10 protein-coding genes are annotated in these 17,849 nt (G+C 48.1%); 1 reads left to right on the top strand and 9 read right to left on the bottom strand.

Going from position 1 to position 17,849, the window contains the following annotated elements; translation table 11 throughout:
• Positions 1-267: 267 nt before the first annotated feature.
• Positions 268-3,897, top strand: coding sequence for a WD40 domain-containing protein (locus tag AABA21_RS06015; RefSeq protein ID WP_338248080.1), 3,630 nt, complete (start codon positions 268-270; stop codon positions 3,895-3,897).
• Here the strand turns inward: AABA21_RS06015 and AABA21_RS06020 are convergent.
• From AABA21_RS06020 to AABA21_RS06060, 9 genes are all read right to left on the bottom strand, one after another.
• Complete coding sequence (locus AABA21_RS06020) at positions 3,894-5,138, bottom strand: ATP-binding protein (protein WP_338248081.1); 1,245 nt, start codon at positions 5,136-5,138, stop codon at positions 3,894-3,896. The two genes, AABA21_RS06015 and AABA21_RS06020, sit on opposite strands and share 4 nt — an antisense overlap.
• Positions 5,139-5,244: 106 nt before the next feature.
• On the bottom strand, positions 5,245-7,101 hold the full coding sequence (locus AABA21_RS06025) for a hypothetical protein (RefSeq protein WP_338248082.1): 1,857 nt from the start codon (positions 7,099-7,101) through the stop codon (positions 5,245-5,247).
• Between the two features lie 37 nt (positions 7,102-7,138).
• The gene (locus AABA21_RS06030; protein ID WP_338248083.1) at positions 7,139-9,349 is read right to left on the bottom strand and encodes an ATP-binding protein; all 2,211 of its coding nucleotides are present in this window, start codon (positions 9,347-9,349) and stop codon (positions 7,139-7,141) included.
• Between the two features lie 15 nt (positions 9,350-9,364).
• Positions 9,365-9,580, bottom strand: a complete 216-nt coding sequence (locus AABA21_RS06035; protein ID WP_338248084.1) for a hypothetical protein — start codon at positions 9,578-9,580, stop codon at positions 9,365-9,367.
• A 65-nt stretch (positions 9,581-9,645) separates the two neighbouring features.
• Positions 9,646-10,479: a hypothetical protein gene (locus AABA21_RS06040; protein WP_338248085.1), complete on the bottom strand. Its 834-nt coding sequence runs from the start codon at positions 10,477-10,479 to the stop codon at positions 9,646-9,648.
• Positions 10,480-10,514: 35 nt separating this feature from the next.
• A complete protein-coding gene (locus AABA21_RS06045) occupies positions 10,515-11,174 on the bottom strand; it encodes a hypothetical protein (protein WP_338248086.1) in 660 nt (219 codons plus the stop codon).
• Positions 11,175-11,335: 161 nt separating this feature from the next.
• Positions 11,336-12,259, bottom strand: a complete 924-nt coding sequence (locus AABA21_RS06050; protein ID WP_338248087.1) for a hypothetical protein — start codon at positions 12,257-12,259, stop codon at positions 11,336-11,338.
• Between the two features lie 82 nt (positions 12,260-12,341).
• A complete protein-coding gene (locus tag AABA21_RS06055; RefSeq protein ID WP_338248088.1) occupies positions 12,342-15,008 on the bottom strand; it encodes a hypothetical protein in 2,667 nt (888 codons plus the stop codon).
• Positions 15,009-15,018: 10 nt separating this feature from the next.
• Positions 15,019-17,805: a tubulin-like doman-containing protein gene (locus AABA21_RS06060; protein ID WP_338248089.1), complete on the bottom strand. Its 2,787-nt coding sequence runs from the start codon at positions 17,803-17,805 to the stop codon at positions 15,019-15,021.
• Positions 17,806-17,849 lie beyond the last annotated feature (44 nt).

The raw sequence follows: 17,849 nt of genomic DNA on the forward strand, positions 1-17,849 counted from the left end.
CAGCATATCTGGTAGTATATAAGAATAGCAGTTGATAACTGGCGGCAAAGAGATATCAGCGCTTCAAGAACTTATTTTATAATATGCATGTCGTTATGCTATGCAATTTGAAACCAGGGAGAAGTTTTTTATTCTATACATACATCTTATGAATTACACAATACCTAATGGATCAAAGATCTACAGTAGCGGCACTACATAGGAGAAGACCGGCTGAACGGTAGCGCAAAAAAATATTTATATTAAATGAAAGGTAAAGAGGATACTGTGCAAAAGAGCTTGCCATTTCATGTACAATTGCGTCGCGAACGTGTGAAGCGTAGCCTGACACAGGAAGACCTGGCATCTGAGATTGAAGTTGATGCTAAAACTGTTAGCCGCTGGGAGCAAGGAATAAGTTTCCCACGCAATCGCCACCTTAAAGCTCTTTATCAACTCTTCAATACTGACGCGGAACACATGGGTGTCGTTGAAGAAACCGCTGTCAAAAAGAACATTTCACCGCTCCACAAAACAAAAACATCGGGGAAGCTTCATCTTGCTACAAGTAAAACACTGGAGGAACAACACCAGGCGTCGATTCCACTGCATGAAGCTTCTCCACAAGCACAAGATACATTCGAAAATTCACCTTATATCCACAGAAAATGGGTCGAGGCACCCCATGTAACCAGATTGTATGGACGCAGCGACGAACTTACCAGACTACGGCAATGGCTCGAAGAAAACATCAACATCATCATGCTGGTAGGCATTGGCGGAACGGGGAAGACAGCCCTGGCATTGACGATTGCGCTGCAATTGAAACATACCTATGATCACGTGCTCTGGTATTCGCTGCAAAGCGCGCCTCCACTGCAACAATTTCTCTCTTATTGTCTGCACCAGGAGAATGACGATCAAGACGTTCCGCCATCAGATATTCATACGCAAATCGAGAGCCTGATGCACCTCTTAAATGAGCATCATTGCCTGCTCATTCTTGACAATTTTGAATCAATTCTCCAGCCTGGTCAACGTTCAGAACAATATCTGACGGGCTATGAGGACTACGGCACATTGATTGAACAGCTAGGAGAAGAAGCTCATCAAAGCACCATATTGATTACAGGAAGGGAAAAACCAGAAGAAGTTGCACATCTGGAAATCTCCAGTTCTTTAGTACGTAGTATGCATATCCAAGGACTATCTTATCAAGCAGGAAGAGAGTTCCTCAAGGATCAGCAACTCATAGGAACTGATGAAGAATGGTTATCACTGATTACGCACTATTCAGGTAATCCGCTGGCATTGAGGCTGGTCACAGAACCAATTCAGGAGCTATTTGGTGGCCGTATCGCTCGATTTTTAGCAGAAGGTGACACCATCTTTGGCAACATCCATGATCTCCTTCACCAGCAATTCCAACGTCTCTCACCACAAGAGCAGGAAATTCTCTATTGGTTAGCAATTGAACGCGAAGCGGTTCCCCTGGACCACTTACGTAATAACCTTCTATCAACGCAACCGCATAGTTCTATATTGGAGACGTTGAATACGCTTCGTCGACGCTCAATGATCGATGTCGTTGGCCCTGCTTCATTTACACTCCAATCTGTCATTATGGAGTATGTAACAACAAGTCTCATTGAGCTGTTTGTCACGTCATTTAGGACTGAGCATTTCAGAGCCTGGGCCAACTATGCCCTGGTGAAAATGCAGGCCAGAGACTACACTACAGGACACCAGGTACGTATTGTTCTTGAATCCGTCGCCCAGCAGTTGCTACATATCACCTCTAAAGAAGGTATCGAGCAACGTTTGAAGAATGTGCTTGCCCGCCAACAAGAAGTGGCTCCTCATCACAACAACTACCTTGCAGGCAATATATTGAATCTCTTGCTCTATTTACGCTGCGACTTACGCGGGTTTGACTTTTCGAGGTTGGTTATTCGACAGGCATGCTTACACAACGTCAGACTACCAGATATACAATTTAAACATGCACATTTTATCGACTCAACATTTGCCAGCACCTCTGGCAATGTGCTCTCGGTCGCATTTAGTCCCCACGGGGAGCGTCTCATCACGGGAACAGCTCCTGGCGATATATGGATCTATGAGGCGAAAAGTGGCAAACACCTGCTTACCTGCAAAGGCCATCATGATGGAGTCTGGTCCATTGCCACGAATCCTGATGGTCAAACATTTGCAAGCAGCAGCGACGACTGGGCCGTACGTTTGTGGGACATAACTACAGGGCAGTGTCTACGGACCTTTAACGAACATACGAATCGTGTAAAATCAGTTGCGTTTAGTCCTGATGGCAATTTGCTCGCCAGTGGGAGCGAGGACCAAACGATACGGATATGGGATAGTAAGACCGGGCAATGCCGCAACATCTTGAGGGGCCATACTGATCGTATCTGGTCCATTACATTCCACCCATCTGGCACACTGCTGGCCAGTGGGAGCGCAGATGAGACAATACGGATCTGGAATATTGAGACTGGACAATGCATCAGAAGCCTCCCAGACTCTACCGGCTGGATTCTGGCTGTTGCGTTTAGTCCGAATGGCGAAATCCTTGCCAGCGGCGGCGACAATCAAGTTGTTCGGCTCTGGAATATTGAGACTGGAGAGATTATTCAAAGCTTAAAGGGCCATAACAATCGTATACGATGCCTATCTTTCAGTCCAGATAATACACTTCTCGCCAGCGGTAGTGAAGACTGCCATGTTCGTCTCTGGAATGTCGCGACTGGCCAACCTTACAGAATATTAACAGGCCATACGCACGGCGTGCGTTCGGTAGCCTTTAACCGACGCGGAGATATTCTTGCCAGTGGCGGTGATGATCAAACACTTATTCTCTGGGCCACTCACAGTGGTCACAGCATTAAAACACTCCAGGGGCATACAAACCGCGTGTTTGCGGCACTCTTTCGCTCCGATCAATGGCTGATAAGCTGCAGTGAAGATCATACATTCCGTCTCTGGGATGTCCAGAACGCCATGTGTAGCAAGTTCTTCCCTCGAAACAATGACGCACATGCTCCGCTCTGTATGTCATTTGCGCCCCAGAAAGATTTGCTTGCGAGCGGGGGTGAAGATCGTACAGTACGTCTCTGGGACATTCATACAGGCATCTGCGTTAAAACGTTGCGCGGACATAGCAACTGGATTCGGGCCATCGCATTCAGCCCCGATGGTACAATACTGGCCAGTGGAGGAGAAGACCTGACGATTCGGCTCTGGGATATCGAGACAGAACAATGTGTGAGCGTATTGAAAGATCATACCGGCTGGATACGAGCACTCACCTTCAGCCCCGATGGGAGATATCTCGCCAGTGCAGGCGACGATAGTACGATATATCTCTGGGAACGAGCAACTGGCATCCTGCAAGCAAAGATGCAGGGGCATCATACACAGATCAGAACACTCGCCTTCAGCCCGGACTCCTGCTTGCTTGCGAGCGGTGGCGAAGATCATATGATCTATCTATGGTCCATTGAAAATACTGAACATATTCATCAGCATGTAACGCGCTTACATGGGCATAAAGGTAGGGTTCGATCACTCCATTTCAATGCCGATGGCACAATGCTTGCCAGTGGTGGTGATGACCGTATTATTATGCTATGGAACATGCATAATCGCGAAGTCCTGAGAACTATCCAGGCTCATACCAAACGTATACGGTGGGTACACTTCAGCCCAGATGGACACACCCTTGCCAGTAGCAGTGACGATGGATCAATCAAATTATGGGATCCCCATTCGGGAGCTCATTTGACAAGCTTACTGGTCGAACGCCCATATGAACATATGAACATCACGGGCGTTCAAGGACTGACAGACGCACAGAAAACAACGCTGTACGCCTTAGGCGCCTATACTGATGATGAAGATTAACCTTCCGTACTACTCAACTCCATCTTTCGGCTCTCAGGTGTAGGAAATGTTTCCTCGCAAGCACGCCGAAAATGCATAAACTTCAATCGTGTCTGTTCAAGTACTGCTGTTTCTAACGCTTGGGGAATGATGCGCTGTGCAAGATCCGAATAGGTATAACGATGTTTCTCCTCACCATAATCGGGCAAGCTCCTGGGTTCCGTCAGGACAATGAGTTCCTCCATCCAGGCCTGTTTTATACTCCCTAATGGTCCGAGAATACGGCGAAAAAGCATTCCTCGTTGTACTGCCGATGGACGCATAAATTGATGAACTACCAGCGCGCGCCGCAGAATTGCTGGATCCAAGCCATGAGAAAAATTTGTTGCCATCAATACAGCGATTGGCTTTCCGCGCAAACGGTCAATACGTTGAATAAGTGTATTCACTCCTGCATCATCCTCATGGTGAGTCTGTTTTTTACCACGAGCCTGCGCCAGTGAATCGGCCTCGTCGATAAACAATATCACTGGCACCTGCTCTCGCTCCTGGCACCGTTCTATCTCATCAAACGCACGCGCGATATTCCTCGTTATTTCACCAACATGTCCATCACCACGAACCTGCGTATTAAGCAGAAAAGAGACGAGCTTGACCTGTAACAATTGAGCCAGCACACTCCCAACAGAGCGTGCTAGCATCGTTTTCCCTGAACCTACCTCACCCGCAAATATAAGGAGAGGATAGCGCATCATCAACGTTTTCCCTATCGTATCGGAAAAGCGCTCAGCCCCATACTGTTCCTGCTGCCAGAGCATAAAGCGATCAGGTTCCAACAACAATTGTAATTTGCGGACGGTGGAATGCTTAATATCATCAATACCTACGAGCATATCATATTGAGCCAGCAGTTGCTGATCGGGATGCCGTATCACCTCAGCTATAAATGTTGAGATATCCTGGCCCTCGCTCTTCATGCTATGTCGATATTGTATAATGACTTCCGTATCGGTATCGATATAATTCGCCAGCACGGGCTCAATATTGGTCAGGTGTGCACGCAGTTGGTACTCACCAAGCTGAATATGAACTTCACGTCCCACCCGGACACGCTGCTTACCCACCTGCCGGGCAATCTGTGCAGCAACCTGATCCCGTAACGATTGATAAAAAGCACTTTCATCTGGCTCTTCCGTCAAACCAGAGTAGATCCAGAGCACTTCACGCGCATTTACCAGAGGGGCTATCTCCTGTCGCATCATAATCTCTTCCTTGCCTGCTTCTCAATACAAGAAACATCTTATAGGTGGTCACGCAATCATGTAGTGCCACACAGGTATAAGGCAAATGTATGAGCCGCAGCGTCATTTATTGATTTATTGCAGATGAAGCCTTGGACGAAGATCTACTTTTGCGCTGACGCTCCCCGGAACGGCGCTTCTGCTGACTGCTTTTCTCGTGCGCCGCTTTTTTCGTGGCTTCTAACTGTGCCTGGTATATCTGCTGCACCACCTCATCCTGGGATGCCCTATCAGAAACAGGGGCACTGGAATCTGTATGTACCTCGACCTCGCCATCCAACCCAAGTGAAACACGATATCCAATCTGGCCGTTGAAAGCTTCCACTTCCAGAACCCCACCATTCGAGCACACGTGGATATGTTCGAAGCCCATACGAACCAGAACCTGTTTTACACGCTGCGCAATCTCTACCTGCACAAGATTCTGGACTGGTTCTTCCTGATACTGTTCTTGCCGCAACGTGACCAGGCTCACATGCTCGCTATGTTCTACGAGCGACTCCCCCTGTCCGTTCAACAAATAGATGCCTTTCTCGCGTAGAGCTGCCAGTATACGCTGCGCATCTTTCAAACATTCAGCGTCTGCATAACCCCGAAATGTATACGTGACCTCACCTTCTCTAGAAACCTCAAATTCGATCAGTCTTTCATCTTTTTCCTGTCCATCTGGACTTTTATCCACGTCGATTGAGACGGTAATGCTCCTGCCGACATTCTTTATCATAGCTGGATCGCCTTGAACCGATACAAATCCTTGTTCGGTTAATGTTTGCTGCACGGCATAGGCAATTGCCCGCTGCTGACTCTCTTTTACAGCTGTAAATACCTTCTCTTTCAGTTGCTGAACCCGATTTTGCAGCTTATGAGCGCGTGATGAAATCTCGGGTGTATCACCACCTTCCAGCAATTGCCTGGCAAGCCGGTATTCCTTCTGAATCTCATCAGCCAGATGAACAATAGTAGAGGTTGGAACAATACTTGTTGTTGCAGCTTCCTGTACCATAATCTCTAATGCATTCAGATGACCCATTGCCTGATGAAGGTGCGTGAGCGATTGCGCCCATGATTGGAACGCAAGTTGATTGACATCCTCTTTCAAATTGAATATTTTGTCTTGCACATGTTCGACCCGATTGAGTGCCTTTTGTGGATACGCTTTCACCTCATCCTCCACCCTCAGCAGTTCATCCCGAAGAAGATGCATTTGCTGATCTTGCTTCTGATATTTGCGTTTCCCCAACTGTTTCAATTGGAGCTCGACGAGTTGTAATTGCTTATACGCTACATCTATCACATAGCGAACTTGCCGAGACTGAGAAAGTTCTACGGCTTGCTGGGCAGATAGAGTTTCCCACGCTTCAAGCATACGCTCTAGAACCTGTTGCATTGTGTCGGAAGATCCATGCAGTGCTTGCTCGGCATCGTTCAGGAGAGCGGAATCTAGAATGTCTTTCCCAGCATCTAACTCGATTTGCAAACGCCCTGCCAGCAGAAAACGCTGGTCATCGCTGTCATCATGATGCTTTTTCTGCGCATGAGCCTGCTTTTCCAGTTCAAGCACCGTCTGCATTTGAGCTAGTTCTTGCAGAAACGATTGTGTGGATAAACTCTGTACACGACGAGTCTGAACATCTTTAGCCGGCGATAAAAATGCCATTGCTGCTAAAGAGTCATTGGTGGATACGCGATATGCTGTCGCCATTGTCGTCGCTCGCGAAAGATTCTCAGCCTGTGCCCTGGCAACCAGTGTTGACCATTCATGGCAGTTGTGCTGATAATTCTCATCCAGTTTTCTTCCACACCACATCACACCACGAGCACACAATACGCCAGCACCCACAACAGCCAAACCCGCCATTGCTACTGTGGCGCCCACAAGGGCCATAGGGGCTAGTACAACGGTCGCAGTTCCAGTCGAACTCATACAATCTGAACTCCTTCTCTTTGGCAATCACCCTACCTTACAGCTTATGCAGATCGTTCTCTAGACGCTGGATAGCCTCATCAAGCCTCCGCGCGTCTATCCTTCCCTGTTCATCTTGCAAGGCACTATAGATCTCTTCTTCTGGCAGATCTGGAATAATGGAATAAAAGTTACACGCCTTTAATGCCAGTAAACTTTGATGCTCATACGTCCGACGATCATGGTTCGGCTTGACATCCTGGATAGCCTGATCGAGATGTCGAGCTTCAACAGAAGGAATCTCGTCAGAGAAATCGTTTTGATCAATCTTTTCTTCATAAGCTATCTCTACCGCACGACGAACAACAATTTCAATGCCCGATCCTGTTAATCCCATAGTGGTCGTTGCAACGGCAGCGCTATAAAATTTTTCTAGATCTTCAGCGCGGAAATGTAGATCGCCAGTTTGATCTTTTACTGGATGCTGTTCTAGATCACCGCTGTACTTCACGATCATGGAACTGCCACTCTGATGAGAAATGGCCGCTGGCATCGCCGCGAAAATACGACATGACTCCTTGATATCAGGCACGAGCAACGGCACGACGCGATCAAAACGGCGCAATAAGGCAGAGTCCAGAATGTCGGTGCGGTTTGTGGCAGCGACCCAGAGAATTTTGCCACGATTGCTCGCATTGCTCATCTCCTCCAGGATGCGTGCAAACATACGTCCACCAACCCCGCTATCACCACTCTGACCTGTATCACGCCGGCCCATCGCCTGGTCAATCTCATCAATAAAGACAACAACTGGAAACAGATCCTTCAGCAGACTCAACACCATATCCAAATTACGTTCAGAACTTCCCACCCAGCGATCCTGAATATTGCGCATCTTTACCAGATTAAAATGGCCCTCCTTTGCCAGGGCTTCGGCAATAATGGTCTTTCCTGTTCCAGGAGGGCCAGCCAGCAGCAGTCCACTGGGAACAATAGGAGAATCTTGTTGATTCTTCATCAAGTCGGTGCGCTTTCGCAGATACTTCTTCAACTTTTCCAGGCCACCAATCTCATTAAAACCTCGTACCGGCGGAACAATATCCAGTAACTGACCGCTCTGTGCTTGAATGACCTTTGCCTTCATACTCTGGACATCTGATGAGTGAAGCACAGCCGGTTGATCTGCTGATGACGCTCCCTGCATACGCCGATGTTCCACCGTAATCTGACGACGTAAATTATCGATATCGGTAAGCCGCATGCCCTGCGTCTCAGTAGCGAGCTTGCTCGCCTGCTGATGCTCATCTTTTCCAAATGATTCATCAAGTATGAAGGTTGGTCGGTGATGTCCATCGTAACGATGCTGAGTAAGCAGGTAATAGATATAAGCTTCTCGCTCTTTTGTTTCGGGGAGTGGTACTCGGATCGCAGGGCAACCACTCCCTTCGTTATAGACTAAAGAGGGGATCTGACCAATATTGGTTGTCAATAAAATGATCAGATTACGCGTTTTGCGGATCCATGGATCAAGAGCCCACCGCTGTACAGCCTCCAGTGTTTGCAGTTGTTGCCGATCTCCCTGTCCTTCACCAAGTTGATAGGGAAGCAGCTTTTCGGCATAGTCCAGGATGAGCGCAACAGGCATCTCTCGACGCGTCTCTGGTGGCTGTGCAGTATCAGGCGATACCGGATGCTGTGTACGCAAAACATACTCAAACAACTTAAAGGCTTCTACCGTTTCTTCCTGGTCATTATCAATCTTCAAATCAATATCCTGCCCCATGAGGAGTTGTCCTTGCTGGGCAGAAAGGTGGCGATTGTTCTCTTTAATTTCGATGTGCAATTGTTCGGCAGCATCCTTCAATATCTTCAGGGCCGTACTCGTGGCATTGTTATGGTGGGCAGAAGAAGGAGAGAGAAGATCAGGAGGACAATCATACGCATCAATGCCTCGGGCGAGCGAATAGGTATAGATAGCACGGCAGCGTAACGCCGTAAACAGGAAGCTATGTAAGTATTCGCGGAAGGTCTGCGGCTGCATCCCGATACCCACAACCTCTCCACGGCGTTCATATTTACCAGCCTCCCGTTTACTCCCCTCTCGCTCTCTCCGTTGGCTCATATCGAAGGCGAAATCGGTAATATTAAAATGCAGCACAAATTGCCTTGCAATACGCCCATCATAAAAGGTCCTCAAATCATTCGCCCAATCAGGTCGAAAACGACCCGATTGCATAGGGGCGGTTTGCGGAGACGATTCACTGATCATGGTAGCTTCACTCCTTCAACCACACAACGAAATATGATCTACATGGACCAGTAATCCTTGCTCATGGCAAAAGCGGAGGAACTCTTCAATACTCTCGCGTGTCCCTTTAAACATGATTTTTCCATCAGGCGCAATCCGTACCATAAAACGCTCAATTTTTTCAGGCTCATTAATAAAGGGCCCCTGGGGCAAAGGAGGGATAAGGCGTATTGGCTGTTCGCTATGAGTCATATATCTATTACTCCTTCGTTGGTACCAGATATGGCGCACAATCTTTGGTGCAAAACAGCTACAACTTATTGCATATCAATATGATCGTAGTCATATTCATCTATCAGTATGTCTTGCTTAAATGGGTCACTATTGCTCTCATAGAGCATAGCTTTCAACCGTTCAATTTCTTGTTCCAGTTCCCGATTCTGTATCTGCAACTGTTCTGCATCGCGCTGTGACTGAGAAGCCAGTTTGCGTATATCTCCTAATTGATCTCGCACATCCCGATATTTTTGTTCCAGTGAGACGTTCTTACAACTCACCTCTTGCATCGACTGCTCATACAGTTTCTTTTGATGTGCAAGTTTTTGTTGCCAATGCTCATTTCTCTCCTGCGACCCTCGTAGTTGCTCGGCCATATGCTGCTCTTTCTGCGTGGCATGAGCTATTCTGCGCTCCTGTGCGATACATTGGTCACGGAAACGATCTCTTTCCGCTTGTAGGCGCTTATGCTGAGCGGCCATGTGCTGATATTCATTCTCGCGCTCCTGTTGTTGGCTGCTGATGCGAGCAAATTCAGCGCGGATATGTTCTACTTCACGTTCAACATTCCGGGAAATAGTCTGTGCATCCTCATCAATACGACCGGGGAGGCGCAGCACGATTCCGCTAAAATTTTTCGCATCATACAGGCGAGCCATAACGGAGCGTATATGTGGAGTATGAATGGTTATATCAATCTTTGGAAAGTGATAGCGTATCTGTCCTACAATCTCTTCAAGCCTCGCTTGTTCCTCTAAAGCAGGCATAGTTTGACGATACGCAGCATCACGCACACGATCAATATCAAGTGACATCGGCTTGATTGGCCCATTGTCCGGATGGATATATACGGCAATAATCTCACGATTCATCATTCGTATCCTGTCTTGTATCATCATCGCAAGCATTATCAGTGATAGCCGGGTGAAGCCGACTCATCGCGATCTACAACCTGGACACCGTTGTATGTCATAGCACCCTTGTTATAGCTCACAAGCGTTGTCGCATCAAACTGGGATTGCGGTTGTATCCAGTCAAAATGATAAAGGGGACGATGCACACTATGGCGTTCTTCCGACTTCTCACGATTCCAATCGACCAATAAGATAAAGCGAGCTCTTTTGCCAACCTGCTCTGGTGGATCTAACAAGGCGTTCAAACGCTGGGCATTTGGTTGAGTCGATTTCAACGTTCGTTGCTGCCCTTCATCTGCACCAGCTGAATTGACACTATAGCTTGCATGATAGCGCAGCGGGAAACGATGCGTGTTTTTATCCTCTTCTGGCTCACTGAGCAGTAAATGAATACGCGTGATCAAATTATTTTGCAAAAGCCGGGACAGATCCTCAGATAACAACTCACATACTTCATTATTACTGCTAACCAGTCCGGATGGTATGGCCAGTTCTTTCAACAAATCGATATGTGTATTCTTCACAAATTGTTTTAAATCATCAATAAAGTAGCAAGCAATCAATTGTGATTGTGTAAACACCTTTGTTTTGGCGGTAACAGTTGTATCCACATCAGCATAGGTATCCGCAGTTGTCTTCGAATTTGACTGAGTCATGGCATTGTCCCCTTCATGTTGCTAGCGAGAATGACATCTCGATCAGATTGCTCTTCATGTGTTGATTACTGCACTGATGTTCTCCAATCGTACTATCCTTATCCAATTGCGTACTCCTGTAAGGGTGCTGGAGGTGGCCAGCCAGGCTACCTGGCCGCGCTTCACGTTTCCCGAGCACGATTGCCACCACGTAAGAAAGCAGGAAGGCGCAATACATGCAGCGCGAAGCCTGCCGGGGAGGCTATGACACGAATCTGACGCTGCTGCCGTTGCTGAGGGGATAAATTGTCTGGTACAGCTCGGCACAATAGATAGGCGATCAAAAAGGCCAGAACGGCAAGCAGTTCTAGCAGGAATAGCGGCCACACATGAGCAGGCAGCAAAGGAAAGTGCGTCCAGAGGCCCGGCTTCCCCAACAATTCAACACCAAGCAAAATAAAAGCGAGCAGGCTATAATAGAGATACCACTGTTGACGATACTCGTCTCTCAGCGTGTGCATATGAAGGCAAAGAGACACAAAGGCAACCAGGCTTAAGAGCAGCATTGCTGGCGATGATATTCGATCCACCCACCACAGTACAAGCAAGGTCAGGAAAGCGACGATCCCCTGGATAGCAATGAGTAGCGACAGCGGTCCATAGTTAGAGCTACTGCTGATCATAGGACCCAACCACCCTGGATTCCGTCGAGGGAACACGATCAATGGCGAAGCGAAGATGACCAGCAGAAACCAGATGAAAAGAAAGAAAAGCCAACCAGAGGCAACCACAATGACTGGTCCGAACCCACTTGAAGCAGAGAGCTGGCAGAGAGCAGCAGAGGAGCCGCCACCGCAGACATACCCCCAGGTAAAATTCAGGATGGAGATAAAAATACTACACAGGTACGCTGAAAGCAACCACCAGCGTGGGTACCATCCACGGTAGATACGTCCTAAATCAGGTAAGGTAGAAGGTTGTTGTCGACCACCCGCAAGGGGCTGGCGCGGACCATTATGACTGTTCGCTGCTGCTGGCATCGGAGGGGCTCCCGAGCCGGGGGTACTTCCTGGCCCGGAGGGAGACCCAGGGTGCATATCTTGCATTTTTATGTTCCTTTCATCCCGTATCAAACATAAATAGATATAAATAAATATTTCTAAAAGCACACATGAGCATGCAATACAACTATGGTTTGTAAGGAAAGAGCACTGTGGCATCAAGGCTTGTAGGAGAACCGCCATGGAAAAAAGCCATGGTTAACACCCATTCATTTTTTAGAGGGAGGTATATTGGATACACATAGTCGGGGAGATGGTGTGCTGCAGCCTGCATATGCTCTTGATTCGCGCAAACAAAAACATATTGGGCGTTATGAGCTCCTTCCTCAACACGATACAAGGGGCTGGCGGCACGATCAAATGTTTCGCGCCAGGTATCCTGGCTTTCAAGCATCATCTTAAGATCTGTAATCTCACCGCTAAGATAGTACACAATAATATCATTGATAAATGACAGGATACGCTGTTGTGCCTCCTGCTCATCTAATTCCAGCAAGCTCTGTTGCTCGGTGTGAAAAAGAGCAATCAGTTCTCTGCGGATGTCATATAATTCCTGATGCCATTTCTTGACCGGTGCATGCCTTCTTTGCTGCTGGATCTGGACGAACAGATCATCCAGGTGATTCTTCTGCTTCTCTTGGAGACGCACGCCATTGGCGACAAAAATATCGCGTGTATGAGAGGGACCATGAAAGAGCTCGGATTGGAGAGAATGGGCATGGGTATCCAGTGTATCATGCATGTGCTCCAGAAAATCATCGAAGGTATCCAGCCGCTCCTTTATAGATTGAGCACGGCGTATGACCGGGCCAAGTACCAGGCGACGCAAAATATCTTCTCGCATCTCGCAACGATGAGCATAGTGGTGCTGGTAAAAGAGCAGAATATCGCCCTTTGCTACCTCAACGTTGCGTTGCAACCGCCAGTGATAAAAGCAGTGGAGCATCACAATTGTCAAGCTCATAACAACAAGGGGCGACGCAATCATGAGACTGGTCAGCGGAAACAAGGCCAGGGACGCAAGAAAAAAAGCAAGCATGCAGGGGACTGCAATCACCAGATGATTCAACAACGATGGTACCTGCAACTCACACCAGTGCATGCGTTGCATGAGATGTTTGACGACAGTTTGTTCTTCCTCAGGCATATAGCGTAAAGAGGCACCGCTCTGCACCATATCAGCGGTAACCAGGCGATGATCCATCGTTGGCATCGCACTTGCCCCCTCATCACCGTGCATCGCATTGATGATAGTGCTTGCTTTCTCAGAAACGAACCAGCGGTTGTCTACCGCCACGTCCTTGCAACGGGCAAGGAGATGCTGGTAAGTGGTCGTATGTTCCTGCCGCAAAAGAGCATACCTATGTTCTAACATCGACATTCGATGGAGGAATTCATCAATGAATATCCCGGCCAGTTCAGTACCATATTCTTCATGAGACCAGAATCTCTCAACCTGCAATTTAAGGTCCGCCTCAACACGCTGCCCGGCCTCGCTGCAGGCCTGTGTCACCACCTGATTCCAACTATCATAGAGATCAAGCGCGCTGTTGGCCTGATTTTCCACCACTTCCTCCCAGGGATTACGCAGGCTCACATCTCTTTTAGCTAAATGATAGACCTGTTGATGGGTGAAAACCGTAAAAAGCTTTTGCGAGGCATCACGTAGCTGACTCAGCAATCGCTGTTGCTCATTCTGATAATGGTGTGCCACGGAACTAAAGGTATTCTTTGCCGCACGCTCCGGTGGCAGTTCGAGCATACGCAAATTGGGTCCCAGGCTCTTCTTAAACTGCAAGGTTTTCGTACTCTTTATATTCGCATCGGTCCTTTCACGTAAACGTGGTTGTGTATCATCAAGCCAGGACTGAATATGGTCGACTTGCTCTCTCGCGCACCGCTGGGCCTCTACCCGCCTCCCATCAGGAACCAGTTGCGAACGCAAGTCTTGCAGCCACTGAACCAGCAATGCAATACTCAAACGAGCACTACAATAGGACAACACAGAGGTCTTAGGGAAGACAATAAAACTGCTACTTATGCTTCCCACATTCCCATAGTTAGGGGTGGCAGGATTTATATGCAATGCAGCCTGCAACTGTGGAGTATTCAATAATCCAGTGACCAGCAAACCGAACAGTGCCTCGGCGAGAGCATAATACGACTCATCTTCACTCACAAATTGTTGCTGCGGATAAAAAACTTGATCCTCATAGATAAAGCAAAAGTTGGGGATTTCTCGTTCTGCCCAATACGGTACCTCGCAATCGCTGTTTGTGAGCGAAGGATTGGGAACCGACGCATACGCAGTTGGCGTCACCAGCGGGCCGGTTTGCTGACGTAGTTGAAATGAGCTCAGCATATAGCAGACATTCGTCGCCAGATGCACCTTCGACAAACGCCGATGAACCATCTGCAAGACACTCGCCAGATATGGTACATCGGCTCCCCCAACAATATAGATTTGAGCTCGCGTATCGGAAAGTATATAACCAGCATCACGTATCGCATTCAGACGTCGACCTGTCTGGATAGTACGCAGACTCCACTCGATCAATGACTCTAGAGCATCTTCACGCACCGGGCTATCCTCAAGCATTGTCGCGCTCATCTCGTAATACCGCCCCGTCGGCGATGCTTCCGATGTATAAATGCATCCAATACACTGACTGAGTACATCATCCAGATCAACAAGATGCATCACTGTTTGCAGATACTTCCCAATGTTTTGTCCTACCTCATCAACGAGGATGACCAGGCCCGGGCGAAAACCAAGGGTGAGGGGCTCTTTCATCTACTACCTCCTAATAATCCAAAGACTGAATATCATAGCTATCCTCATCATCTGGATTGATCTGCGTCTTTGGGAAGGTAGCACTGGCTCCTCTTCCATTTTGTCCGTTCAGCGCTGGCTGAGGATTGAAACTGTCACCCGCTGGTGCTCCTCCATGGGAAGATCCATGACCTGTTCGAGAACCAGCAGTATAGCGGCGAATAATCAGCTCGATCAGCGGTTGATGATAACCAAGTGCTTGAGGATCGGTTACCAGGCGCTCAGCATCACCAGAGCTATGTACAGGCATTGAGCCAGCACCATTTCCTTTGTCCCAGGCCCGTTGATAGGTGAGATATGCTTCAGTCGCACTATTATGTTCCAGGTAAAAATCACGTATGGTCGTAATACTGATGGCATGCAAGCCGTACGAAACCTGTAGACGATGAGGATCCAGCGAATCCTTCACATCTGGTGTGTGGCCTTCATTGCTCAATGAGCCAAGGGTCTGCAGCACTTGCTGTAAAATGGCTGCCTGAACACCATCTCGCTGATTCATACCCAGGTAGAGTGAGGTATTAAGGGTAGAATGACTGCCTTGCTGAAGCGCGGCCTCAAATGTCACCAGGCTAGACATTAGTCCACGCATGTGTGCAAGATGTTCTCGCAGATAACCACCAATCTGCACCGCACGCTCTTCTCCATTCTCAGAAACAGGGGTGGCATAGAATAAGAGATCAAACAGATTGAGCGTCTTGAACACGTCTGAAAAATGCTGAAAGAAAAACGCAACGACACGTTCAGCCAACCTTGATGCTGATTGGCGTTCGATGGAGACGATCGTATCATTCTGCTTCTTCATGCCCCGATTGAGATAATCGATACAGGGCTGGACATACCGCGTGAAAGAGAGCTCTTCATCAGTATCTAAGTTGCTTCCCCCCTGCGAGGCTACCCAGCGGTATAAGCGTTCAACGGCAATATTCTGTCCGCTTGGGACGCGGCGCAATGTTTCCAGATCAAAGATATGACGCTGGTGTGGATGCGGATACTCAAGATATCCGCGCCAGGCCATACTGCTCAGGGCCGTAGAGCGGAGATCGCGCGCACGGCGCTCTAAACCTGTTTGCTCATACCAATCCTCCGCCTGGCGCTTCGCCTGACGCACACGCCGCAACAGATCTTCCAACAATTCAATACACCGCTTATACTGAGCAGACATCACCGTTTGTTTAAGAAACGTATTATAGGCAGCTGAGAGCTTACTGGCATAATCTGGTGCGGCGCGATAAACAATCTCGGGTAAGAGCGCCAGGCGATCCAGCTTATCCTCCAATCCGGTCGGGCGCAGGGGAACAGGTATCTCTTTCTCCTGCCGTCGATTTTGCAATATATAGGAATACTCGGCCTCTAATGTCTGTAGATAGGAGATGCGATTGGTCAAAATGCTTTTCGTCTCTCTCTGAGCATTTTGAACTGGATTCTGCTCAATACGAGCGCATTCCTGCTGTTCAACCAGTTCAAAGATGGCCTCGATACGCTGCTCAATACTCTGCTTTTGTCGATCAACGCTCACCCATACTCGATTGATAGTCGACCGTGAAGCTCGTTCAAGTCTCTTGCTGCTTACCTGCTCGTATTTCACTGCATAAGGATCATTACTTGCATCAATGCGCCCGATACTGTTCCATTTCATGATCCACTCTCTTTTTTGAGTGTCGCTTATAGATAACGGCTGTGCCTCGTAGTGCGCCAGCAAGGGAAGCAGAGAGGAGGCAGCCAACTGAGCAAAGGCCGTTACAGTCTCATGCAACGGAAAACTTACCTCAAGAGGGCAGGAGGTTCCAAACATTGTGGGTAGATAACGCTCATCCTGAGATCCCAGCGCTTGCCGGTCAACCCACTTTGAGTGTTCTGAAAATCCAACGCCTGAGGCGTCTGTAGTACGCTGAAAAATATCCAGCCCAACAATACGGGCGGTATCCGCCACCTCAGTCATATTGGCATGGCCAATAAGATAAACTTCATTCGCAATGTATTCATTACTAAGGTATTGCATTTTTCTCCACATATACTTTTCGTACCCGTTGCTTTTTGCCCCCGCCGCTGCACGGCTATACGCGATAAGCTCCAGCAAGCAAGCTACCCCATTGCTCTTGCGCCGACTTAGGTCATCCTTATCGACTCCATTAATGGCTTCAGGCAACATGCAAAACAGATTGATACGCTGTTCATACTGGTGGTAGATTAAGAGGTCACGTACCATGACGGCAATATCGGGCAAAATGCCACTTCCCGTTCCTCCGCCGATAAAGGTGACAATGTTCGCCTGAATCTCACGCTTCCGCGTTCCATGCTGATCGGTATTCAAACGCACAATATCCATCAGCGCGCTATTCAATAAATTATAAATATGCTCATAGTTAAAGCAGGCAGCCACGTGACCATTATTGCGAATGCCTCCTGCACCATTGGCATAGTACTGTGGTATTTTTCCTCGAATAAACGTGTGCTGCTCATGTTGTATCGGCGTAACATTAGAGATACCTGCTGGAACAGCGATACGCAGCGAATATTCCAGAAACGTATTTATATGTTGCCGTCGAAACTCTAATAGTGGCGCAGGCGTGCTATCCGTATCAATGTACACAAATGCGACACGGCGCTGATCTTGCGGCCTCAGTGTAAGCATATGCCGCATTGTCTCTAATGCCGTCAGGGCTGCGGTGCTTCCAAGCAGCACGATCAGACAGGGAGTTGCGATACGCGGTGCAGCAAGAATTGAGGGACGCTCTGACTCCAACATTTCATTATTCATGCGATAGTCCTCTCATAAATTTTTTCTATATGCACAATACATTC

The sequence above is a fragment of the Dictyobacter halimunensis genome (genome assembly GCF_036245075.1).

Excerpts from the sequence above, each read along its gene's own strand:
- AABA21_RS06020 (WP_338248081.1), bottom strand. The coding sequence starts at position 5,138 with ATGATGCGACAGGAGATAGCCCCTCTGGTAAATGCGCGTGAAGTGCTC.
- AABA21_RS06055 (WP_338248088.1), bottom strand. The coding sequence starts at position 15,008 with ATGAAAGAGCCCCTCACCCTTGGTTTTCGCCCGGGCCTGGTCATCCTC.
- AABA21_RS06050 (WP_338248087.1), bottom strand. The coding sequence starts at position 12,259 with ATGCAAGATATGCACCCTGGGTCTCCCTCCGGGCCAGGAAGTACCCCC.
- AABA21_RS06025 (WP_338248082.1), bottom strand. The coding sequence starts at position 7,101 with ATGAGTTCGACTGGAACTGCGACCGTTGTACTAGCCCCTATGGCCCTT.
- AABA21_RS06040 (WP_338248085.1), bottom strand. The coding sequence starts at position 10,479 with ATGATGAATCGTGAGATTATTGCCGTATATATCCATCCGGACAATGGG.
- AABA21_RS06030 (WP_338248083.1), bottom strand. The coding sequence starts at position 9,349 with ATGATCAGTGAATCGTCTCCGCAAACCGCCCCTATGCAATCGGGTCGT.
- AABA21_RS06045 (WP_338248086.1), bottom strand. The coding sequence starts at position 11,174 with ATGACTCAGTCAAATTCGAAGACAACTGCGGATACCTATGCTGATGTG.
- AABA21_RS06035 (WP_338248084.1), bottom strand. The coding sequence starts at position 9,580 with ATGACTCATAGCGAACAGCCAATACGCCTTATCCCTCCTTTGCCCCAG.
- AABA21_RS06060 (WP_338248089.1), bottom strand. The coding sequence starts at position 17,805 with ATGAATAATGAAATGTTGGAGTCAGAGCGTCCCTCAATTCTTGCTGCA.